Origin of the sequence: Larkinella sp. VNQ87 (assembly GCF_049445795.1) — a bacterium.
Classification (GTDB): domain Bacteria; phylum Bacteroidota; class Bacteroidia; order Cytophagales; family Spirosomataceae; genus Larkinella.
The window spans coordinates 132,390-153,615 of sequence record NZ_JBMSDT010000010.1; the positions used below are offsets into that span (position 1 = coordinate 132,390).

Genomic DNA, 21,226 nt, shown 5'->3' on the forward strand with positions numbered 1-21,226 from the left:
GGAAATACACGGACTAAAGTCCGTGGGTACATCATTTGTTCAGAAAATCCTGGTACGATTCTTCCTCGTAAGCTTCTCCTAACTCAACATCTTGTTTATCAACGGATCCGCTGGACGAGATAACCCGTCGACTGGTATTGTCAAAAAGCAGGTGGCGGTTAGGCTGAACGACCCCAAATCCATTGTTGAAGGCAAAGTATGCAAAAGGACGGTTTTGCGGATTCAACAGGTCACGGCTCCAGGAAAAAGGGGTCGCATCCAGATTCAGTTGGTGGAGTAGGGTAGCAGCCAGGTCGGTTTGTGAGCCGATTTGGTCAATGAGCTGTGGTTTGGCCTTTAGGGCTCCACCCAGCCAGAGCATCGGCACGTGAAAATCCCGAACGCGGTCGTTGGTCAGCACTGGGAGCCGGTGACCGTGATCAGCCGTAATAATTACCAGGGTGTTGGCCCACCAGGGTTGCTTTTTCGCTTGTGCAATAAAATGACCCAGGCTATGGTCGGCATAGTATAATGAATTCAAAAAAAGGGATTCTTCATCGTCGCCGGAGAAAACGGCGGGCATCGGCACCTCAAACGGCTCGTGGCTGCTCAGCGTGAATAAGGAAAGGAAAAAAGGTTGTTTTGCACTGCCCAGATCCGACAAAATCCGGTTATAAACCACGTGGTCGTGCGCGCCCCATTTCGAGTTCCAGTCCCGCGCATCGAAATCGCTTTTCGACACGATCCGGTCGAACTGGTTGTGGTACAGATAGGACTTGATGTTGGCGAATTCGGTTTCTCCACCGTAGTAAAAAGAAGTCTGATACCCGGCTTTTTTAAACACCTGACCCAGGGTGGGCAATTTGGCGGCTTTGGTGGGCAGCGTCATGATGGAGGCTGTGGCCTGAGCCGGAAACCCACTCAACAGCGCAATAAGTCCTTTTTCACTGCGGTCACCACTTGCATATATCTGGTTGAAAAACAATCCTTTGTGGCTCAGTTTTTCAAATTGGGGTGTCACACCGGTTCGTCCACCCAGGGTCGCAACGGACTTAGCCGTGAAACTTTCCCAGATAATTATGATCACATTTGGCCGTGGGTTGGTCAGCAGCGACTTGGGGGTGGTGACGGGCTGGTACAGGACCTTCAGCGTCTGACTGGCCCGTTGCCGGGGGAGAAAGGTATACGGGTTGCTGCCGTAGTTTTTCTGTTCCAGACAGGAGTGAATAAAATTCCACTGGGGAGTTACGGCCGCATAATTGGCAAAGGCTATCGGAGAAAAATAAACCGTGCTCACGTTCATGGGGGCCAGTTGCATACCACCCCGGATGGGAATAATCAGGGCGAAAGTCGCGACCAGCAGAACGGGGGTGGCCATCCTACGCCGGACTGGTCGGAACCGGTGCGTAAACGGTCGAAGCAGTTGCTGAAATCCGTATGAACCAACCACCATCAGACCGCCAAACAACAATGCCAACAGGAAAAGGGGCGAAGCGGCTACGGATGCAGCCGCTTCGTGCGGTGATTTCAGATAATGCAGGGGTGTTACGTCCAGATGAAAGCCCCAGGTTCGGAATACTTCCAGATCAGCAACGGTAATCAGCGATACGGTGGCTAATTCAAACAGGGCCACAACGCGCAGGGTGGTCGTTAGTCTGTGGGCGGGTGTATTCGGAAAGAAGGTTATAACCAGGGCTGGCAAAATCGTCAGGTAACCCGCCGTGGACAGGTCCATCCGAAAACCGTGCGCAAAAACTCCGGTCAGGGTCGGCCAATCCAATTCCCGGGATTGGGTTTGATAACCCAAAAACACAAGGCGATTGAACGCCAGCCAGCCCGTCCAGCTTAACAAAACGGCAAGAATAAATAAAAAACGACTCTTCATTAGTACAGTTGCGAGAGCCACAAAGGTATTATGAAATCATAATTTTTTACAGGGAATTATGTGAACGGTTCGACTGACAAAATAAACTTAAACCGGGCTGGGTACAATTTTATCTAACTTCGATGCAAAATATCTTGAAAATAGTTCTTTTTTGAGAATATGATTTACGAGCGAATCAAATGTGACTTTTGTCAATTATGACATTTTTTTATGGAATTAAGGTTAAAACGATAGTGATTTTTTGGAAATTAGATCAAAATGTCAGTATTTTTGAGCGTTTTTAATCCAAAAACCACCTCAAACCTAATATGTCAAACTTTCGGTTTAAAGCGCTCGAAATTGCACAAAGTCGGCAAGCTCTGTCTGTTCCGCCACCAGCTGAACGTGTCACGGAATACTACGGTTCGTATACGTTCAACAACGAAGTTATGCGTTCCCTGCTCTCGCCGGAAGCATACCTCAAAATCACTCAGGCCATTGAAACCGGCGGTAAAATCGACCGGGATATTGCCGATGAAGTGGCAAATGCCATGAAATCCTGGGCGATTGCGAAAGGAGCTACTCACTACACCCACTGGTTTCAGCCGCTGACTGGTGATACGGCCGAAAAACATGATGCCTTCTTCGATGTAACGATGGAAGGAAAAGCGATTGAGAAATTCAAAGGTGGTGCGCTGGTTCAGCAGGAACCGGATGCGTCTTCATTCCCGAGCGGTGGATTGCGCAACACCTTCGAAGCGCGTGGTTACACGGGTTGGGACCCCAGTTCACCAGCCTTTTTGATGGACAATGGGGCGGGTGGAAAAACCCTGTGTATTCCGTCGGTTTTCATTTCTTATACCGGCGAAGCGCTGGATTATAAAACACCCTTGCTGAAGGCGCTATCCGCCGTCGACAAAGCGGCCACGGCCGTATGCCAGTATTTTGACCGGAATGTGACGAAAGTAACACCGACGCTTGGACCGGAACAGGAATATTTTCTGGTCGACAAGGCACTGTTTTACGCCCGTCCGGACCTGGTTATGGCCGGTCGCACGGTTTTCGGTCATTCTCCGGCGCGTGGTCAGCAGTTGGAAGACCACTACTTTGGTACCATTCCTCCGCGTGTCAACTCGTTCATGGTTGATTTCGAATTCGAGGCCATGAAACTCGGTATGCCGGTTCGGACCCGTCACAACGAGGTGGCCCCCGGCCAATTTGAGGTGGCACCGACATTTGAGGAGGTAAACCTGGCCATCGACCACAATGCCTTGTTGATGGATTTGATGGAGAAAGTGGCTGAGCGTCACAACTTTAAGGTCTTATTCCACGAAAAACCGTTCGCTGGCATCAACGGTAGCGGAAAACACAATAACTGGTCGCTCGGAACCAATACTGGGGTGAACCTGCTGGCTCCCAGCTCGAAACCGAAAGAAAGCCTGCGGTTCCTGACCTTCCTGGTCAACGTCATCAAGGCCGTTCACGACCATGCCGATTTGTTACGGGCGAGCATCGCTTCGGCCGGCAACGAATACCGTCTGGGTGCCAACGAAGCCCCCCCGGCGATCGTTTCGATCTTCCTTGGCGAGTCATTGACGAAAGCGCTGGAAGACCTCGAAACCAAGTCCGAAGTGATCGTTAACAAAGGCGATAACGTTTATTATAAACTGGGAATCAATCGGATTCCATCGCTGTTGCGCGACAATACTGATCGGAACCGGACGTCACCGTTTGCTTTCACAGGGAACAAATTCGAGTTCCGCGCTGTCGGGGGCGGTGCCAACTCGGCATCGACCATGACGGTGCTGAATGCGATCATGGCCGACCAGTTGAATAAATTCAAGCAAGATCTGGATGCCCGTCTGGCCAATGGCGAGAAAAAGGAACTGGCTATTGTCGATATTCTGAAAGGATACTATGCGGACTCGAAACGCATTCTATTCGAAGGCAACGGGTATTCCGACGAGTGGGTTGAAGAAGCGGCCAAACGCGGTCTGTCAAACATCAAATCGACGCCGGAAGCCCTGGGAGTTTACCTGAAACCCGAATCGCTGGAGTTGTTCGAGCGGGTAGGGGTGCTGAGCCATGCCGAGGTTGAATCACGTTACGAAATCGAACTCGAAAAATACATTAAAAAAGTACAGATCGAGTCGCGTGTGGTGGGTGATTTAGCCATGAACCACGTCGTATCGACGGCATTGAAATACCTCAATAAACTAGCTGAAACGGCCAAGGCGCTAGTTGACCTCGGGATGACCAATGAAGCTGAGCCAATCAAAGCCCTGATTGCTGAGATCTCGGGTCGGGTTAATACGATCAAAATGAATGTGGAAGCCATGACCGAGACCCGTAAAAAAGCAAATAACCTAGGCTCAACCGCTGAAACGGCCAAAATCTACGCTACGGAAGTAAAAGACTTCTTCGATGTGATCCGCTACGAAGTTGACAAACTCGAGCTGATTATCGACGACGAAGACTGGCCGCTGGTAAAATACCGCGAAATGCTTTTTGTGAAGTAATCCATTTCCAACCATACTGCTGCACAAAGCCTGCGCCAATTGGCGCAGGCTTTTGTTTTTAAGCAACCGTAATTAGTTAACCAGTAAACTTTGTAATGAGCGTCGGTTTCTGTACATTTCCGGGATTCTCCAGCTCTTCCCGAATTAGGACTGTTAACCTTAAACCAATGCGGCATGCCGTTTACCGTTGAGACAATGATGCGGGATTTGTGTCGCCTGCCGCATCGGGGAGCTGCAACGATGTTGGAAAAATCAGCCTTAGATATCCTTTCGGCAACCCTAAAGGATCTTCAGGTGGAGGTGACGGTCGAGTCGTTTCAAACCCCTCGGACGTATGTGACGACCCTCTATTGGCTCGTGTTTGGTATTGCATCCGGCCTGTTGGGTTTTCCCTGGCTGGGTTGGGGGGCAGTCATCTGGACCTGGTGGTGGATTGGCTTGACCTGGCTCTACTTCAACTGGCGCTTCTCTCCCGTAACCAAATTGCCCCCCCTCAGTACGGCTCACAACCTCATTGGGCGCTGGAGGGAGAAGGAGCGAGGATATGCCGGTGATCGGGAAAAACCGGTTTTAAAAGTCATCCTAATGGCTCATTACGATACGGCACCGATCTCGCTGATTTATCGAAATAACCGCATACAAAGTTTCCATGTTTCCCTGATCATTACCTTATTCCTGATGCTGGCGGCCGGACTACTGATGTTGGCAGAGCAACTTGGCATCGATTCAACTTGGCTACCCTGGATTCGATACGGCCTGGTGGCATTTTTTGTCCTTCAGGCTCTGCTGGCAACGCTCGGCTACTGGCTTTATGGGTATTCGAACGGGGCCAGTGACAACGCAACGGGCGTGGTGGCGGCTATTGCGACGGCCCAACGGCTTCGGCAGCTCAATCTGCCCGGTGTTGAAATAGACCTCGTTTTTACCAGTGCGAAAGAAGCGGGCAATATCGGCTCCCGTGTTTATTTGCAGAAACACGTTGCCGATTGGCCCCCAGGCCGTACGGTGGCGGTGAATTTTGATACGTTGGGGAATGGCTCCCCCCGGTTGATCAAACATACCGGCACGGTGGAAGAAATTGAATATTCGAATCCGTTGATGGACCGGGCGGAACGATTGCTGGAAGAAACACCGTTTCGGGGCGTAGTGCAACCCGCCCGCTGGCACACGGCCGAATTCGATAGTGTCTGGTTTGTCCGTAAACAGATTCCGGTTATGACCCTGACAGCAATGGATGCCCGTGGCCGGATGCCCAACATTCACCGGCCGGATGATCAATTGCTGGTTACGGATTTGTCAAGCATCCCGATTGCGGTCGACTTCGCCATTCAGACCCTGGTTCGCTATTATCAGGCTTTTGAACTAACCGCCGAGCGTATCTAATCGAAACACTAGGAGGGGGGAATGAGTTGAAAATCGTAAGCAGGTTTGTAGCTTTGCCGATAGAATCAATCGCATACTTTAACAATTCACACATGGCCACGTATAAAAATGAAGGATTTGACCCGGCAACCATTCAGCGTCTGAAAGAGGAATGCCAGGCGGAAGGAAGTGCCTTCGTTTATGTAGAAGATGAAGACGACGATCTGGAAGTGCTCAATTCCGGCGAATGTGTGCATGTTCAATTTGTCGGGAAATACAAAGGGGATGAAGTAATTTATGACGCCATTATTTACACGCTGCGGCTTCACCACAGCAGCCTGGTGTATGAAATGGCCATGGAAAAAGTAAAAAAGTCCTTTCCGCAGTACGTCCCCGTTGAAGATCGCAAACCCGGTTATCGCATCGACCCCGAACTGGAAGAAGAAATCGAATTGTTTCTGACCGAACTGATCGAGGAAATCGAAGAGAATGAGTCGGTGAAGGTACAGGAGCATATCGAAACCGACCTTGATTTCGAGTTCGGCATCAGCCTGGATGTCTGCCTGAACGTCGAGGAAATTTCGGAAGATGTCATTGAAGACTTCATTGAACAGTTTAATAACAATACCCTGAAACTGGATACGACGCTGTATTCCTTCACGAGCGAAGAGACCGAAGAATAACCGCCCGGGCCGTTGCCATGCATTTGTTTTATCAGCCTGATGCCGAAAACCAACCGTATCTGAACGAGGAAGAATCCCGGCATTGTGTCAAAACGCTGAGATTGGGTCGGGGCGATACCATCAATGTGACCGATGGGGAAGGTAAGCGTCATAAATGCGTCATCGAAACCGCCGATTCGCGCCGGTGTACGTTCCAGATTCTCGAAACGTACACCGAAACCTTGCGACCCTACCGGATTCATCTGGCTGTGGCACCCACCAAGAACGCTGACCGAATCGAATGGTTTGTCGAAAAAGCGGTTGAACTGGGCATCGACCGGATCAGTTTTTTTCTCGGACAGCACTCGGAAAGGCGGGCCTTAAAAACCGACCGGATCGAGAAGATTGCCGTGGCCGCCATGAAGCAATCGTTGCAGTTGTTTAAACCCGCCATTGACCCCTTGCTGGATTTTAAAGACATCCTAACGGTGTTAGCTGAACAACGATACATTGCTCACCTCCCTGAAAACGAGGTTGTTGAGCCGCTGGCTCAATCGGTAAAGCCGGGGCAGACCGTGCTCGTGCTAGTCGGTCCGGAAGGGGACTTTTCGGGCCATGAACTTCAGTTGGCGATCCAAAATGGATTCAAGATGGTTACGATGGGATCCACCCGCCTTCGTACCGAAACCGCAGCTCTGGTTGCCTGCCACACCATTCATCTGGTGAATGCGCTGCGGGCCTGAACTGGTTTTTCCGGAAAGCCATACTAGTTAGGTGGTTTTTTTCGTATATTTAATGAAACGACGTTGACGATACAACCCTGAAGCTTTTCATGAGACACGCTTTTCGACTTCTGTTGACGGTTTGGTTGGTCACATTGGTATCCGTTACGGTAGTTCGGGCTCAATACTCGTACAAGATTGCCAAGCTGAAATACAATGGTGGGGGTGACTGGTATGCCAATAAAACTTCACTGCCAAACCTGATCAAGTTCTGCAATGCCAACCTGCGGATGAATATTTTCCCGGAAGAAGACATTGTGGAGGTCGGGAGTCCGGAGTTGTTTTCGTACCCGTTCGTTCACATGACGGGCCACGGGAACGTGGTGTTCTCGGACGCCGAAGCCCAAAATCTGCGCCGGTACCTGATGTCGGGCGGTTTTCTGCACATCGACGACAATTATGGACTCGATAAGTTTATTCGACGGGAGATGAAGAAGGTTTTTCCGGAACTGTCATTTATTGAATTACCGTACAATCATCCGGTTTACCACCAGAAGTTTAATTTTTCAAATGGGTTGCCGAAAGTACATGAGCACGATGGAAAAGCTCCTCAGGGATTTGGATTAATCTGGGAAGGTCGTTTAATCTGTTTTTACAGTTACGAATGTGATCTGGGGAACGGATGGGAGGATCAATCTGTTTATAATGACCCGGAAGAGGCTCGCCAACAAGCGCTTCGCATGGGTGCCAACCTGTTACAATACTCGACAACGGCTTTTTGATCGAAAAATATTTTTTTGTCTTATTCGGTTAACTATCGGCTTTATTGTTTAGATTTGTAGAATTCAATTGTACTGAAGTTGGTTTTTAGCCATTCACCTTTAACAACATTACGCCTGTGGTAATAGTCCTTATTGCCTTTGTTTTTCACTGGTACCTGTCTCTCTTCTGCCAGACGTTCTTCCTGCACCGCTATTCTGCTCACAAAATGTTTACAATGAGCAAAGTGTGGGAACGGTTTTTCTATTTCCTGACGTATGTCTCCCAAGGCTCGTCCTACCTGAGCCCCCGGGCGTATGCCGTGCTGCACCGGATGCACCACGCCTTTAGCGACACGCCCAAGGATCCGCACTCTCCGCATCATACCAAGAACGTTTTCACGATGATGTGGAAGACGAAAGACATTTACAACGCCGTTTTGAACCGGACTCGTCCGGTCGAGGCTAAATTTGACCGCAATTACCCGGTTTGGGAAACCATCGAAAAAATCGGTGATTCCTGGATTTCACGGGTAGGTTGGGGTACGGTTTATGCCCTGTTTTACATCTTTGCGTATGTTTACCTCGATATGCACTGGGCGTTCTTCTTTCTGCTGCCGATTCACTTCCTGATGGGGCCGATCCACGGTGCTATTGTGAACTGGAGCGGTCACAAATACGGGTATGCTAACTTCGACAACCACGACCGGTCGAAAAACTCGCTGTTTATCGACTGGCTGATGATGGGTGAACTGTTCCAGAACAATCACCACAAACGCCCGAATGCTGCCAACTTCGGAGCTAAATGGTGGGAAGTTGACCCAACGTACCCGGTGATCAAGTTGCTTTCTGCGTTGGGAATTATCAAAATGCGCCCGGCCAAAGTAACCACCGGCGAATTTGAAACCGGCCACGAGCGGCTGGTTGAGAAAAATGAGACCCAATCGGTTTAACGGTTCTGCAACCTATGAAAAAGCCCCGCCAGCGAAACTGGCGGGGCTTTTTCATATTGTCAGTTCGTCTTAAAGTAAAATCCGGCCAACTTGCTCCCAGGAATTTACCCGTTCAAAGAGCGTGTTATCGCGGTTGTGGGGCGCATCGAACAGCAAGCCTTTCCCCTGAAAACTCACCAGGTTATAGGGCATGTCATCAATCATGACGTCGGCCCGAATGATGCTTTTGTCCCCGCAGAAAACCCGGTTTTTCCAGTGAATGTGCGGAAAATGCTCGTCCAGCCAATCGTACTTCTCCGATAGCGAGTTCCGAAATTCCATAGCCGCCGAGGTGACGTAGAGATCATACTTCTCCGACAAAGCCCGGGTTACTTCCTGAGCACCTTCCATCACGGCGATGTCGGTAAAGAAACCGGGTTGGTGAACGGAATCGGCCAATCGCTGATAAACGTCTTTTTCCAGAATTTCGTGAAAGGAATTTTCCCGGAAAAATGTCGGGAGGACGGTGGTGTCAAAATCACGACGGTAAATGTCAATAAACTTGCCGACAGTGTCCGCCAGCACGTCGTCCATGTCAATCGCAATGCGTGGTTTCATTCGTTAAATTTTACGCCAATAGCTCTTTTTCCGCTTGAATATACGATGGCATCAATCGGTTTTTTGGCTTCTTCGGTTTCTTTTTTTACCCGGCGGCTGAATTGTCCCCTTACAAAATCTTTCGGTCCGCGTCGAATCTTTCCAGGTAATCCGAAACCCGTTTGACAAACTGGCCACCAAGGGAGCCATCGACAACCCGGTGGTCGTAGCTGTGGGAGATAAACATTTTTTGCCGGATGCCGATCAGGTCTCCCTGGGGCGTTTCGATGACGGCCGGTTTTTTCTCGATGCTGCCAAACGCCATGATGGCTACCTGCGGCTGGACGATAATCGGGGTGCCCATCACATTGCCAAATGTGCCGATGTTAGAAACCGTATACGTGCCGTTCGCCAGATCGTCGGCGGTGAGTTTGTTTTCACGGGCGCGTCGGCTGAGGTCATTTACTTTTTTCGTCAAGCCCACCAGGTTGTATTGATCCGCGTTGTGAATGACCGGGACAATCAGGTTGCCGTTGGGCAGGGCCACGGCCATGCCGATGTTGATGGCTTTTTTGACCAGAATCCGGTCGCCGTCTACCGAGATATTGATCATCGGAAAATCGCCAATGGCTTTCACAACTGCCTCGATCAACAGCGGGGTGTAGGTAATGTTTTCGCCGTATTGCTGCTGAAACTGCTTCTTGACTCGTTCGCGCCATTGGACTAAAACCGTCATATCGGTTTCGACAAAGGAGGTTACATGGGGTGCAATTCGCTTCGATTCGACCATCCGTTCGGCGATCATCTTCCGCATCCGGTCCATCTGGATAATGTCGCTCTGCCCATTGACCGAAACCGCTTTCGGGAGCGAGGGTTCCGCAGGCACGGAGGCTGCTTGTTGGTTCTTCCGTTTTTCGAGAAAAGCCAGGATATCGTTTTTCGTAACCCGGTGTTCGGCTCCAGTCCCGACTATGGTGGCTAAATCAGCCTCCGAAATGCCTTCGGTTTTAATCATATTCAGCACCAACGGGGAATAAAACCGGTTAGCGTTGGCGGGGCTCGCTTCAACGGGTGGCGGAAAATCCGGATTGCGTGACGAAAGCTGAGAGACATCTGCTTCGAGTTGGGCAGCCACGCTGGCAACGTCCTGTTCGTCGGTTTCGCCCGCCGAAGCCGCTTCGATTACCGGGGAAGGAGGAGAAGGCGGACCGACCGGTTCATTTTCTTCCTGAACCACTTCAATCCGGGCCACCGGGCTTCCGATGGGGACCACATCGCCGTCTTTCACCAGAATTTCTTTCAAAATACCGGAATGCGAAGCCGGGACTTCGGTATCCACTTTGTCCGTGGCCACTTCCAGCAAGGAATCATCGGCTTCGATGCGGTCGCCGGGTTGTTTCAGCCAGGAAATAACCGTGCATTCAACAATACTTTCGCCCATTTTGGGCATAACCATGTCAACGAGTGCCATAGTGGAGTGGTTTTATTGTTCATCCAGCAGCGTTTGCCGCAGAAGGTTTAAGACATAGACTGAAGTTTGCTGAATATTTTGTTCGCGGTAAGGGCCGAGTTTCAGCAAGCGGGCCACGGTTTGTTTTTCCGTCGAACAGGCAATCCAGATCGTGCCGACCGGTTTTTCGGGGGTTCCGCCGTCCGGACCGGCAATGCCGCTGGTCGAGATCCCAACGTGGGCACCCAGGGCTTTCCGGACCCCTTCCGCCATTTCGCGGACGGTTTGTTCGCTTACCGCTCCGAATTGAGCGAGTGTTTCGGGTCGTACGCCCAATTGGCTGACCTTAACGGTATTGCTGTAGCTGACGACGCCACCGACGTAATATTTCGAAGAACCGGCGTATTTCGTAAGCTGGCTGGCGACAAATCCGCCCGTGCAGCTTTCGGCCGTGGCCAGCATCCAGCTTTTTCCCGACAATAACTTCGCAACGACGGTTTCCAGTTCATCGTCGTCGTAGCCAAACACATACGGCTGAATGAGCGGCATGACGGCGTCAACCTGTTCCTCAATTTCCTGTCGTAACCGGACAGAATCGGTTCCGGTACCGGTTAGCCGCAGCCGCACCTGCCCAAAGTTGGGTAAATACGCCAATTTGATATGATTCGGCAGGCTGTTTTCCCAGTCTGCAATAGTTTCGGCCAGGAACGATTCCCCGATGCCGACGGTTTTGATCATTTTATGAACAATTACCGGCGTCTCGAAATGCTTCTGGACCATCGGAATGATCCGGTATTGCATCAGGTTTTTCATTTCGAACGGCACGCCCGGCAGGGAAACATACACTGTGTCGTTTTCGTAGAACCACATGCCCGGCGCGGTGCCCCAGTCGTTCGGAACGTAGGTGGCATTCAGCGGCAGATCGGCCTGACGGGCGTTGATTTCGGTGATCGGTCGACCCCGGCGCTCAAAAAAACCGGTCACAAAAGCCAGTGCATCGGGATTTCGTCGCAGCGAGGTGTTGAAAAATTCGCAGAGGGTAACTTTGGTAATATCGTCCTTCGTTGGGCCAAGACCGCCCGTCAGAATCACCAGATCGGCGCGTTGAGTGGCTTCCTGCAAAATGGTTAATATGGCCTCCCGCTGATCACCAACCGAAGATTTTCGGACCGTGCGGATGCCAATTTTAGTCAGTTCGGCCCCAATCCACTGCGTGTTGGTATCCGTAATTTGCCCAAACAGTATTTCATCTCCAATCGTTATTATTTCGGCCAGAATGGGTTTCATGCAGAAGAATCTAAAAATTTTTAGGATCGGCCTTATACTTTTGACCGGAAATCTTGTCTTAACGAACAGCAGCCTGTTGAAAATCCAGCCAGTGACCAACCCCTAAGTGCCAAAAGTACGTAAAAAACGGGTTATCTCTTGCCACCAATTGACGGTCTGCGCGTTCATTCATTGAATCAACCTGGAATAACCATGAAAAAACACGTAGTAATTGGTCTGATGCTGACGGCCCTTTCGGGGACGGCGATGGCCCAATCCGACTCCACTCAACCGAAAAAGAAAACCGTATTTGGGCAGATTCTGGAAAAAGTAGGTGAAGCCGCTACGGGTGGTTCGTTGTCGAGCGACGAAATTGCCAGTGGTTTGAAAGAAGCCCTGCGCATTGGCATCAGCAAGGGATCCGATCAGGCGTCAGCCACGGACGGCTATTATAAAAATGCGCTTATCAAAATTCTGATGCCGCCGGAAGCCCAGAAGGTTGAGTCGGCACTTCGGAAAATTGGTTTGGGCAAACAGGTCGATCAATTTATTCTGTCGTTGAATCGCTCCGCTGAAGATGCGGCCAGAAAAGCTAAACCGATCTTTTTGAACGCACTGACTTCGATGACGATCCAGGATGCCGTCGGCATTTTGCGGGGCGAAAAAAATGCGGCCACCCAATACCTGAAGCGAACAACGTCTGACGAGTTGATGGCGGCTTTTACACCGGTAATTGACAGCACGTTGAAGAAAAATCAGGCTACCCGGTACTACAGCGATTTGGTGAAGACTTACAACCGATTACCCATTGCTACCCAGAAGGTTGATCCCAATCTGACAAACTATGCCGCCACCAAGGCCGTCGATGGGATTTTTGTGCTGGTTGCCCAGGAAGAAGAACGCATCCGTGAAAACCCGGCTGCCCGGGTGAATGATTTGCTTAAAAAAGTGTTTAGTCAGCAGTAAGCAGGCTGATCGACCCGGGATTCGTTCCGGCAGAATTGCAAATCCCTTTTACAAATTCGTACCTTTGCGGTCGAAAAGCTCCGCCCAATCCAGGGCCGTCGTCGGGCGGTTTTGCTGGGGCGGAGTTTTTAATGCGTAATCAAACCGATGAAAAAATCAGACATTAATTTCTCCGTTGAGCTTGACAACCAGAATATTCCGGAAAAAATCTTCTGGAATGCTACCGATAATCCGAACGAAGGCCTGAGCGACACCAAAGCGGTGGTTGTCTCGGTATGGGATCATTACAACCAGGGTACGCTGCGACTCAACCTGTGGACCAAAGACATGCCGGTGACGGACATGAAGCGGTTTTGCGTTGAAGTGCTGGGCAGCCTGGCCGACACCATCGTTACGGCAACGGGCGACCAGTCGATGGCCGACGAAATCGATAACCTGTGCCGGACACTGAGTAAAAAAATAGAAGAAGAGTACCGCGCTCAGCAACAGCAATCCTAATTTAATCTTGTTTATGGTTTATTGTTTATGATTTATAGTTATCGATCTTCACTGGGTAGGACGATAACTATAATCCATAAACCATAAACAATAAACCGAAACCCGACTTCCTTGACCTATGAAAACTTTGAAGGCAAGTTTGATACTTGTTTGGCTTACGATTGGTTCAGCGCTGGCGCAGGGCGTGCAGTTTCGGCCGGGCGATCTGTCGGCCGTGTTCAGTGCCGCCCGGAAAGCCAATAAACCGGTTTTTGTCGAGGTGTATTCGGAAACCTGCCACGTTTGCCAGAGTTTTATACCGACGTTTGCCGATAAGAGCGTCGGTAAATTTTATAATTCCCGGTTTATCAGCACGAAAGCTGATATCAATTCAAAAAATACGGTGGCGTTTCTGGATAAAAACCGTCTTTTTGTACCATCGTTGCCACTGTTTCTGTATTTTAACGGGCAGGGTAAGCTCATTCACATGGCGATGAGTAACAACACCACGGAAGAAGTGATCCGGCACGGCACGACGGCGCTGAATCCGAACCTGCGTACGTCGGCCATGCGGAAACGCTACGAAGCGGGCGAACGCTCAGCCAATTTTCTGATCGATTACGGGATGTTTGCCCGGGTGACACGCGATACGGTCACTAACCTTGCCGTGATGAATGAGTATGCAGCGCGGCAACCCGCGGGGAGTTATGCCAACCAAACCAACTGGCTGGTGTTGCAGAAGCTGATTCTGGATGTTGATAACCCGTTGTTTCAATACATGATCGGGCACCTGGATCAGTACGTAAAACCGTACGGAGCCGAAGCCGTGAAGCAAACTGCGGAAAACATTCTAATGTCGTCGCTATACAGCAGCCGGGGCAATCAGTATCCGGCCAGTAAGATTATCACCATCCGCAATCAGTTGCAGCAAATCGGGATCGATGGCCGGGTTGCCAACAACCGGACTCTGTTGCCCGAGGTGAACGCCTACTTCCGGGCCGGACAATCCGCCCGGGCCGCCAGCCGGATGGACGATCACATTGCCCAGAGCCAGTTTTCAACGCCGGAATACCTGTACGTGATTCGGTTGTTCAACCGCAAAAGCCCGGATGCCAGCGACGCCCCGACCGTTGCGAAATGGGCCAACAAGGCCATTCCGCAGGCAAAAGGTGCCAATGAACAGGCCGATCTATACTTCGAACTGGCGGAAGTTTACCGCCGTGCCGGAAAAACCGCCGAAGGGTTAAGAGCCGCCCAAAAGTCACTGGAAATAGCGAAAGCTGCCAAAATGGATACCCGGCGCAACACGACGCAGATCAGCCAGTTGAAGTAAGCTAATCCCGGGCAAACTTTGCGCGCAATCGCCGGGCAACATCGTAGGCCAGGTCGTCGCGCATACTGGCGTAGAGCCGCCAGCGGGAAGGGGGAAAAATGTCGGCGGTTTTTAGCGAATTTCCGTTCAGCGCCCGCTCGTCCCCACTGAAGGTTTCCCATTCCGTCACCCAGTTCCGGCTTTCCCAAATGGGTTCCTCCCACAACACCTTTCCCGTTTGTGTATCCAGGGCGCGCATGCTCAATGTCAAGCTGGCACGAATTTCCCGCCGGTGGGTCGTTAGGGTCCCACTCACTTTTTCCATAATGTCGACTTTTGTCGAATCGTTGATTTTCTTCTCCCCAACTTTATACGTTTTATTACTGTAGACGGTGGTGGAAGTAGTAGTAGTGGTTTCCTGATATGGCCAATAACTGGTTACCTGCATCTGAACGGCCTGGTGTAACAGATAGCCGTCACCGGCCTGCTCATCGGGTAAATAAAGCCGCACAAAAGTAGAGGGGGTAGTATTCTGGCCAATCCGTTGAAAGATTAACTGTTGCAATTCCCGGTTGTCGCCGGGGCTGATTTCCGGTGTCGGGCTAAGGGGTTCGATAATCACTCGCAGGATGGCAAACGGAAGGGCTTCGGCCGCTTTCGCCCGGGCCTGACGGTAGTCGGGAACCCAGTCCATCGCTTTATGATAGTTGAGGTAAGCCTCTTTGGCGGCCAGGCGGTTTTCATCGCGGAAAGCAAAAGCCTCTTCTGCAACCTGATAACGATCGGCTGCGGCTAATTCGCGAACTTCCTTTTGCCGGTCCGCGTACGAACTGGGATAGGCCGCCAACCACTCCATACAGGCTTCGCATGGAAAGGTTTGTCCACGCCGGATGAATCCACGCCGGGCATTATCCGTCAGGGTTTGCAGTTTGGTATATTCCTGATAGACGGTTTCCCAACGATAGGCAGGGGGCTGATTGGGGTCTGTTGGTGTTGCCAAAGAAAGCCGCCGGATGGTACTTTGGTGCTGGTTATAAGCATGAACAAAGGCTTCTTTCAGTACCTGGGGAGCTGTTTCGTACCCTCGTTTGAAAAGTCCGCGAGGCTGAGTCAGTCGTTGCGAAGCTCTTTCGACGGCAAGGTCAAAATGACCCCGTTTGAGCGCTGTTTTCCCACTGCTGCATCCCAGCAGCCCAATAGCGATTCCTACGGAAAGCAGAACCAAGCGAGTCATACATTGCCTACGCTTTTTGCCCATTTGATCAAGTAATGGGTAGTTGGTTTGTTGTTGACCCTAAAATAACTGTCGGCGTTGGATTTTCTCTACTTGAATTTATACTTACTCCGAAAGGCGTATTAATCCTGCCAAAAGTGGAGAGTTAAGGTAGTACACGTAAGGCAGCAAATGGGAAAAGAGAGTGGTAAAGTGACGTATCCTAACCGTTGAGAATTAAGAATAGATAACATTCGAGAACGGCGGCTGCTTCAAGAGGTAAGCCGCATTTTCGTCACCAAGTTCGATGGCGCGCACCAGGTCATTACGGGCCTGGGCGTATTTTTCCAGGTGGAGAGCCGCCAGCGCCCGCCAGCGGATGGCATCGGGGTCCAGACCCCGCGAATACCAGATGGCTTTATCGAATTCCCGGAACGCTTCGTCTAGTTCATGCAGCCGATACAGCGCAATTCCTTTGTCGAGGTACGAGTCGGAGAGGGTATTGTCTAGGCTGAGCGCTTTGTTCAGATCGAAAAGAGCTGAGTAAAAGTTCTCCTGGTGCAAATGGCACTTGGCGCGGTAGCCAAACGCCAGTGATGACTTTGGGTGGTGCTGAACTGCTTCGTTGAAATAGCGGAAAGCTTCGTTATAGCGGTGGAGTTGAACAAGCTGGATGCCATCGGCAAACCGACGACGGTCTTTCTCCGCCGGTGTGTCGTGATCGATGACGAAATACCGGACGAAAAGATACAGAATAAAGAACAGCCCTAAGAGTGCAACTTCCATAAACTTCAGGGTTCACGAAACCACCGAAAATAATCGAAAAACCCGGTATTTACAACCAAAAAGCTAATTTTCGAGCGACAAACGAACGGTTTTCGGTAAGCTGCCGACAATCAGCTCATACGAATGGTCGATCCATCGTTTGACCTCACTTTCGCGAACCGTTCCGTTGATGATGACGGTGTTCCAATGGGTTTTATTCATGTGATAACCCGGTCGAACGGCATCATATTCCTCGCGCAACTGAACCGCCAGCTCAGGGTCACATTTCAAGTTGACGCTCAACGGACTTGCGTCCAGCGAGGTAAGCGCGAACACTTTACCGCCTACCTTGAAAACCAGTGTTTCGGGGCCAAACGGAAAGGATTCGGTAGCTCCGGGCTTGCTCAGGCAATAATCTCGCAAGGTTTCAATGTTCATCGGAGGATAGCGCGAACGATCATAACGATCACACAAATCAAAAACATAATGATCGAAATCCGGTTAATGCCGTGCATCATCCGGATATTGGCATTCGTGGGGCGGCTCGGGTCCGGTTTTTGAAAAACCTGGTAAAAATACCGAAAAACATCCCCCAATTTGAAATAATCGCCTATTCTTGACATAAGGAATTATCAGTTAAGAGTTAATAGTTAAGAGTTAAGAGTTGGCTCTGCCACTTTACAGGAAACGGCGGAGCAAACTCTTAATTCATAACTCTTAACTCATAATTCATTTTCCGGTTCCGTCCAACGGCCGTCTTCTTTGATGAGTTCGATGAGTTCATCGACGGCGTGGTCGGCGTGGACTGATTTTTTAATGACCTGCTGGCCGCGATACAGGGAAATTTTGTCTTTCCCAATGCCGACGTATCCGTAATCCGCGTCGGCCATTTCGCCCGGACCGTTGACGATGCAACCCATAATTCCGATTTTAACCCCTTTCAGATGATCGGTGCGCTTGCGGATCATGGCCGTTGTTTCCTGCAAATCGAACAGCGTTCGGCCGCACGACGGGCAGGAAATATACTCGGTTTTTGACATCCGGGTACGAGCGGCCTGCAAAATACCGAATGCGATGGAATTGTAACGGTGAGCAGTTTGCAATTGTTCCTCCGGTGAGGATTCTGATAACAAGTCGGTGCCTAGCCAAACGCCGTCGCCCAGGCCATCGACGAGCAAACCACCGAGGTCGGTGGCTGCGTAAAGTTGAAGCGTGTCGCCCTGGCGGTCCGGGTAACTTCGCAGCGATACGACCGGGCAACTAATGCCGTGCTGAATCAATTCAACGTACAACCGCCGTAGCTCGGCCATCGCGTGGGCGTTTTCGGTCCGAACCACCAACACCACATGACGGTCTTCCCGCAGCGCATCTGCCAATGAATCAGACCAGTCGGAAAGTCGGGCTTGGACGAAATTTAAAAGCGGATGCAGATTGCCAGTTTGTTGACGAAGACTCAAATACCGACTCGTTTCGAGGAGCGGGAATTTATGAACCGGATCACCAGCCACCAGCCAGGCGGGATAGTCCAGGATCTCTTTCAGCCCATTCGGCAACATGAACGAAGCCGGTTTCGAGCCCGTGTAAAGATAATCAGCGCCCAGATCGTTCATTCGCCATTTGTCGGGAACCGGCAGGTAGAAGTGGCCGATGGGCCGGAGTTGTTCGTGCTCGGTCACCACAATACCGGAGTAGTCGGCCACAACGCGGGGCACGTTGATGCCGCCGAAGTTGGCCACTTCGTGGGTTTTCCGGTGCGTGTACTGGAACGGATCGATCGGATACGAATCGATGGCCGGAATCGGCGCGTGGCCGCTGCGGTTGGTATACCGGTCAATCAGGGCCTTGGCAACCGGCGCTTCCCGTTCAGGATCTTCGGTCAGCGATACCCGAACGGTATCGCCCAGGCCGTCTTCCAGCAGTGTTCCGATGCCGACGGCGGATTTGATGCGGCCATCTTCGGCTTCTCCGGCTTCCGTCACGCCCAGGTGCAGTGGATAGGGTTTCAGTCCTTCCGCATCCAGCCGGTGAACCAGCAGCCGGTACGCTTCTACCATCACCTGCGGGTTGCTCGACTTCATCGACAGCACGATGTTATAATAATTCTCGTCTTCACAAATTCGCAGGAATTCGAGGGCCGATTCCACCATGCCAAGGGGCGTGTCGCCGTAGCGGCTCAGAATCCGGTCGGAAAGCGAACCGTGGTTGGTACCGATGCGCATCGCGGTTCCGTACTCCTTGCAAATGCGGACCAGCGGTAAGAATTTATCGCGGATCCGTTCCAGTTCAGCCGCATACGATGCATCGGTATAATCGATGGTTTCAAACCGTTTGCGGTCGGCGTAATTGCCGGGATTGATCCGGACCTTCTCGACAATCCGGGCGGCCAGTTCGGCGGCATTCGGCGTGAAGTGAATATCGGCCACGAGCGGAGTCGTGTAGCCCCGGACCCGCAATCCTTTCCGAATGTTTTCCAGATTTTGGGCTTCCTTGACACTCGGTGCCGTAATTCGGACGTACTCACATCCGGCTTCGATCATCCGAATGGTCTGCTCGATCGAGCCTTCCGTATCCATTGTATCCACGGTCGTCATCGACTGAACCCGAATCGGATACGCTGACCCCATCGGCACCGAGCCAATGGAAACCGTAATCGTCTTGCGACGGGCGTATTCGGTGAGAGATGGGCAATACAAAGCCGGTTTTCCGGCCGAAGAGGGAGTGGGTGGTGTTACCAGATCAAGCATAACCTACAGCGCGTGCGGAAGAGAGAACAAAGGTACAAAACCATACCGTTTTCCCTGCTTTGTTAGGACTAGAACCCGGTTTTTGACGAAAATGTTCAGCCCGGAATGGGTTCAATCCCTACTGTCACCACATACTTCATCAGAAAGAATGGTCTGCCAAGTGGCTTGTAAGGGAAAGCCTGGAATCCAATGGCGATTTTCAGGTTTATCGGCTCCGAAAAGTTGTACTGATCTTCCGACTGGACGGGGCACCCGGTTTTGTTGAATGGCTTCCTGACCAACAGTTTGCGTTCATAATCAGAGCTATGCAAGTTGAATTAATTTGAACACCCCTTGAACACGGCTCTTAATCAACGCGCGCTACCTTTGGCTTCATTCAATAATTTTTCACGCTGCCAATCAAACAACAAATGCTCATGAACCGGATAAAATCCTTGCTAGTTACGATCCTTTGTACGGGTCTATTCAGTATACCGTCAGCGACGGCTCAGTCTTCCAGAACGGCCGGAAAACCAACCGGGATCATCAACATACCGATGGATCCGAGGTACTGGGAGTTTGATTCCAGTAAGGTTGTGTTTTTCACGAATCGGTCGGTAAAGGCTGTGCGGGGAAAAAACAAAACCAATTATCAGATTTTTCTCAAGGACCAGCCGTTCACCGACGGTACGATTGAGTTTGACGTTGAACTCATTGGCATGGGGTTTCCGGGAATCAACTTTCGGATGTCGGCAGATCGAAAGAATAGCGAAAATTTCTACATCAGGTCCTTTGGTCCCGTTTCGCCCGAAGAGCGCTCCACCTTGCAATATGCGCCGATTGTGAATGGGTTAAGTATGTGGGATCTGGCAGACGAGTATCAGACAGGAGCCATCATCTACCAGGAAGGGTGGAATCATGTAAAGCTTGTTGTTTCCGGTCGACAAATGAAAGTCTATGTCAATGACATGAAGGCTCCTGTTCTTCATATTCCTCATTTGGAAGCGAATACGAATACGGGAACCATCTCGCTGACTGGAAATGTGATCTATGCTAATTTCAAAATTGATCCTGCACGGCCTGAAGGACTACCTGCTGAGTCTGGTTTCAATCCAGTCGCAGCGGACACCCGGTATCTGAGGAATTGGCAGGTACATGGGGTCATCGACTTTCCCTTTGGGAAAGACCTTGTCTTCCCACTTCCCAGCATGTATGGGACGCTAACCAAATCCGACATACCGGATAGCACGGCCCAATGGGTAACGATTCAGGCTGATCGGAAGGCGATGGTCAATCTGTCTGCCAGGTATGCCGGGGTCGAAAAGGACGGACGCCGACTGGCCTGGTTAAAGACTACGATTGATTCGGATCGCGTGCAGCAAAAAACCTTGAATCTAGGCTTTAGTGACGAAGTATGGCTCTTTGTGAATGGGCAGATTGTTTATGTCGATAAAAATTATTTTGGTACTCCCAACGCGAAGCAAAAAGGCCGATGTACCATTGAGAATGCAACCGTATCAGTACCCTTGAAGCAAGGCAGGAACGAATTGCTGGTCGGCTTGGCAAACTATTTTTACGGATGGGGCCTGATTGCCAGATTCGCTGATCTGGACGGAATTAGACTCGCCAGATAGTAAAGGCGGCATGTTTGGGCTGTTG

19 protein-coding genes are annotated in these 21,226 nt (G+C 50.8%); 10 read left to right on the forward strand and 9 right to left on the reverse strand.

Features of this window, described 5'->3' with window-relative positions; all coding sequences use genetic code 11:
* Positions 1-31: 31 nt before the first annotated feature.
* Complete coding sequence (locus ACO2Q8_RS18470) at positions 32-1,864, reverse strand: LTA synthase family protein (RefSeq protein ID WP_423346329.1); 1,833 nt, start codon at positions 1,862-1,864, stop codon at positions 32-34.
* A gap of 308 nt (positions 1,865-2,172) precedes the next feature.
* Here ACO2Q8_RS18470 and ACO2Q8_RS18475 point away from each other — a divergent pair, with 308 nt between their 5' ends.
* From ACO2Q8_RS18475 to ACO2Q8_RS18500, 6 genes are all read left to right on the forward strand, one after another.
* A complete protein-coding gene (locus ACO2Q8_RS18475) occupies positions 2,173-4,362 on the forward strand; it encodes a glutamine synthetase III (protein WP_423346330.1) in 2,190 nt (729 codons plus the stop codon).
* A 174-nt stretch (positions 4,363-4,536) separates the two neighbouring features.
* Positions 4,537-5,745, forward strand: coding sequence for a M28 family metallopeptidase (locus tag ACO2Q8_RS18480; protein ID WP_423346331.1), 1,209 nt, complete (start codon positions 4,537-4,539; stop codon positions 5,743-5,745).
* 92 nt (positions 5,746-5,837) lie between these two features.
* Positions 5,838-6,407, forward strand: a complete 570-nt coding sequence (locus ACO2Q8_RS18485; protein ID WP_423346332.1) for a hypothetical protein — start codon at positions 5,838-5,840, stop codon at positions 6,405-6,407.
* Between the two features lie 17 nt (positions 6,408-6,424).
* Positions 6,425-7,129, forward strand: a complete 705-nt coding sequence (locus ACO2Q8_RS18490) for a 16S rRNA (uracil(1498)-N(3))-methyltransferase (RefSeq protein WP_423346333.1) — start codon at positions 6,425-6,427, stop codon at positions 7,127-7,129.
* A gap of 89 nt (positions 7,130-7,218) precedes the next feature.
* Positions 7,219-7,890, forward strand: coding sequence for a DUF4159 domain-containing protein (locus ACO2Q8_RS18495; RefSeq protein ID WP_423346334.1), 672 nt, complete (start codon positions 7,219-7,221; stop codon positions 7,888-7,890).
* Between the two features lie 116 nt (positions 7,891-8,006).
* Positions 8,007-8,819: an acyl-CoA desaturase gene (locus ACO2Q8_RS18500; RefSeq protein ID WP_423346335.1), complete on the forward strand. Its 813-nt coding sequence runs from the start codon at positions 8,007-8,009 to the stop codon at positions 8,817-8,819.
* A gap of 69 nt (positions 8,820-8,888) precedes the next feature.
* On the opposite strand, the gene ACO2Q8_RS18505 is transcribed toward ACO2Q8_RS18500, so the two are convergent.
* From ACO2Q8_RS18505 to ACO2Q8_RS18515, 3 genes are all read right to left on the reverse strand, one after another.
* Positions 8,889-9,416: a 5' nucleotidase, NT5C type gene (locus tag ACO2Q8_RS18505; RefSeq protein ID WP_423346336.1), complete on the reverse strand. Its 528-nt coding sequence runs from the start codon at positions 9,414-9,416 to the stop codon at positions 8,889-8,891.
* Between the two features lie 109 nt (positions 9,417-9,525).
* The gene (locus tag ACO2Q8_RS18510) at positions 9,526-10,866 is read right to left on the reverse strand and encodes a dihydrolipoamide acetyltransferase family protein (protein WP_423346337.1); all 1,341 of its coding nucleotides are present in this window, start codon (positions 10,864-10,866) and stop codon (positions 9,526-9,528) included.
* Between the two features lie 12 nt (positions 10,867-10,878).
* Positions 10,879-12,132 (reverse strand): competence/damage-inducible protein A, encoded by a 1,254-nt coding sequence (locus ACO2Q8_RS18515; protein WP_423346338.1) that lies wholly within the window; start codon positions 12,130-12,132, stop codon positions 10,879-10,881.
* A gap of 192 nt (positions 12,133-12,324) precedes the next feature.
* Here ACO2Q8_RS18515 and ACO2Q8_RS18520 point away from each other — a divergent pair, with 192 nt between their 5' ends.
* From ACO2Q8_RS18520 to ACO2Q8_RS18530, 3 genes are all read left to right on the forward strand, one after another.
* The gene (locus ACO2Q8_RS18520) at positions 12,325-13,077 is read left to right on the forward strand and encodes a DUF4197 domain-containing protein (RefSeq protein WP_423346339.1); all 753 of its coding nucleotides are present in this window, start codon (positions 12,325-12,327) and stop codon (positions 13,075-13,077) included.
* 147 nt (positions 13,078-13,224) lie between these two features.
* Positions 13,225-13,575 carry a gliding motility protein GldC gene (gene gldC, locus ACO2Q8_RS18525; protein WP_423346340.1) on the forward strand — a complete coding sequence of 117 codons (351 nt, stop codon included), beginning with the start codon at positions 13,225-13,227 and terminating at the stop codon, positions 13,573-13,575.
* A gap of 118 nt (positions 13,576-13,693) precedes the next feature.
* Positions 13,694-14,887 carry a DUF255 domain-containing protein gene (locus ACO2Q8_RS18530; RefSeq protein ID WP_423346341.1) on the forward strand — a complete coding sequence of 398 codons (1,194 nt, stop codon included), beginning with the start codon at positions 13,694-13,696 and terminating at the stop codon, positions 14,885-14,887.
* 1 nt (position 14,888) lies between these two features.
* Here the strand turns inward: ACO2Q8_RS18530 and ACO2Q8_RS18535 are convergent, their stop codons facing one another.
* The 5 genes from ACO2Q8_RS18535 to ispG form a co-directional block, all read right to left on the reverse strand.
* Positions 14,889-16,100, reverse strand: a complete 1,212-nt coding sequence (locus ACO2Q8_RS18535) for a hypothetical protein (RefSeq protein WP_423346342.1) — start codon at positions 16,098-16,100, stop codon at positions 14,889-14,891.
* Positions 16,101-16,316: 216 nt separating this feature from the next.
* Positions 16,317-16,865 carry a tetratricopeptide repeat protein gene (locus ACO2Q8_RS18540; protein ID WP_423346343.1) on the reverse strand — a complete coding sequence of 183 codons (549 nt, stop codon included), beginning with the start codon at positions 16,863-16,865 and terminating at the stop codon, positions 16,317-16,319.
* Positions 16,866-16,928: 63 nt separating this feature from the next.
* Positions 16,929-17,282: an MmcQ/YjbR family DNA-binding protein gene (locus tag ACO2Q8_RS18545; protein WP_423346344.1), complete on the reverse strand. Its 354-nt coding sequence runs from the start codon at positions 17,280-17,282 to the stop codon at positions 16,929-16,931.
* A complete protein-coding gene (locus ACO2Q8_RS18550) occupies positions 17,279-17,467 on the reverse strand; it encodes a DUF6728 family protein (RefSeq protein ID WP_423346345.1) in 189 nt (62 codons plus the stop codon). The genes ACO2Q8_RS18545 and ACO2Q8_RS18550 overlap by 4 nt, the downstream gene beginning before the upstream one ends.
* A gap of 99 nt (positions 17,468-17,566) precedes the next feature.
* Entirely contained in the window at positions 17,567-19,588 is a 2,022-nt protein-coding gene (gene ispG / locus ACO2Q8_RS18555; RefSeq protein ID WP_423346346.1) for a (E)-4-hydroxy-3-methylbut-2-enyl-diphosphate synthase, read from the reverse strand.
* Positions 19,589-20,124: 536 nt separating this feature from the next.
* On the opposite strand from ispG, the gene ACO2Q8_RS18560 reads away from it, so the two are divergent.
* A complete protein-coding gene (locus tag ACO2Q8_RS18560) occupies positions 20,125-21,201 on the forward strand; it encodes a hypothetical protein (RefSeq protein WP_423346347.1) in 1,077 nt (358 codons plus the stop codon).
* The last annotated feature ends 25 nt before the right edge of the window (positions 21,202-21,226 follow it).

Excerpts from the sequence above, each read along its gene's own strand:
- ACO2Q8_RS18470 (WP_423346329.1), bottom strand. The coding sequence starts at position 1,864 with ATGAAGAGTCGTTTTTTATTTATTCTTGCCGTTTTGTTAAGCTGGACG.
- ACO2Q8_RS18475 (WP_423346330.1), top strand. The coding sequence starts at position 2,173 with ATGTCAAACTTTCGGTTTAAAGCGCTCGAAATTGCACAAAGTCGGCAA.
- ACO2Q8_RS18480 (WP_423346331.1), top strand. The coding sequence starts at position 4,537 with ATGCCGTTTACCGTTGAGACAATGATGCGGGATTTGTGTCGCCTGCCG.
- ACO2Q8_RS18485 (WP_423346332.1), top strand. The coding sequence starts at position 5,838 with ATGGCCACGTATAAAAATGAAGGATTTGACCCGGCAACCATTCAGCGT.
- ACO2Q8_RS18490 (WP_423346333.1), top strand. The coding sequence starts at position 6,425 with ATGCATTTGTTTTATCAGCCTGATGCCGAAAACCAACCGTATCTGAAC.
- ACO2Q8_RS18495 (WP_423346334.1), top strand. The coding sequence starts at position 7,219 with ATGAGACACGCTTTTCGACTTCTGTTGACGGTTTGGTTGGTCACATTG.
- ACO2Q8_RS18505 (WP_423346336.1), bottom strand. The coding sequence starts at position 9,416 with ATGAAACCACGCATTGCGATTGACATGGACGACGTGCTGGCGGACACT.
- ACO2Q8_RS18510 (WP_423346337.1), bottom strand. The coding sequence starts at position 10,866 with ATGGCACTCGTTGACATGGTTATGCCCAAAATGGGCGAAAGTATTGTT.
- ACO2Q8_RS18515 (WP_423346338.1), bottom strand. The coding sequence starts at position 12,132 with ATGAAACCCATTCTGGCCGAAATAATAACGATTGGAGATGAAATACTG.
- ACO2Q8_RS18520 (WP_423346339.1), top strand. The coding sequence starts at position 12,325 with ATGAAAAAACACGTAGTAATTGGTCTGATGCTGACGGCCCTTTCGGGG.
- gldC (WP_423346340.1), top strand. The coding sequence starts at position 13,225 with ATGAAAAAATCAGACATTAATTTCTCCGTTGAGCTTGACAACCAGAAT.
- ACO2Q8_RS18530 (WP_423346341.1), top strand. The coding sequence starts at position 13,694 with ATGAAAACTTTGAAGGCAAGTTTGATACTTGTTTGGCTTACGATTGGT.
- ACO2Q8_RS18535 (WP_423346342.1), bottom strand. The coding sequence starts at position 16,100 with ATGACTCGCTTGGTTCTGCTTTCCGTAGGAATCGCTATTGGGCTGCTG.
- ACO2Q8_RS18540 (WP_423346343.1), bottom strand. The coding sequence starts at position 16,865 with ATGGAAGTTGCACTCTTAGGGCTGTTCTTTATTCTGTATCTTTTCGTC.
- ACO2Q8_RS18545 (WP_423346344.1), bottom strand. The coding sequence starts at position 17,282 with ATGAACATTGAAACCTTGCGAGATTATTGCCTGAGCAAGCCCGGAGCT.
- ACO2Q8_RS18550 (WP_423346345.1), bottom strand. The coding sequence starts at position 17,467 with ATGTCAAGAATAGGCGATTATTTCAAATTGGGGGATGTTTTTCGGTAT.
- ispG (WP_423346346.1), bottom strand. The coding sequence starts at position 19,588 with ATGCTTGATCTGGTAACACCACCCACTCCCTCTTCGGCCGGAAAACCG.
- ACO2Q8_RS18560 (WP_423346347.1), top strand. The coding sequence starts at position 20,125 with ATGGATCCGAGGTACTGGGAGTTTGATTCCAGTAAGGTTGTGTTTTTC.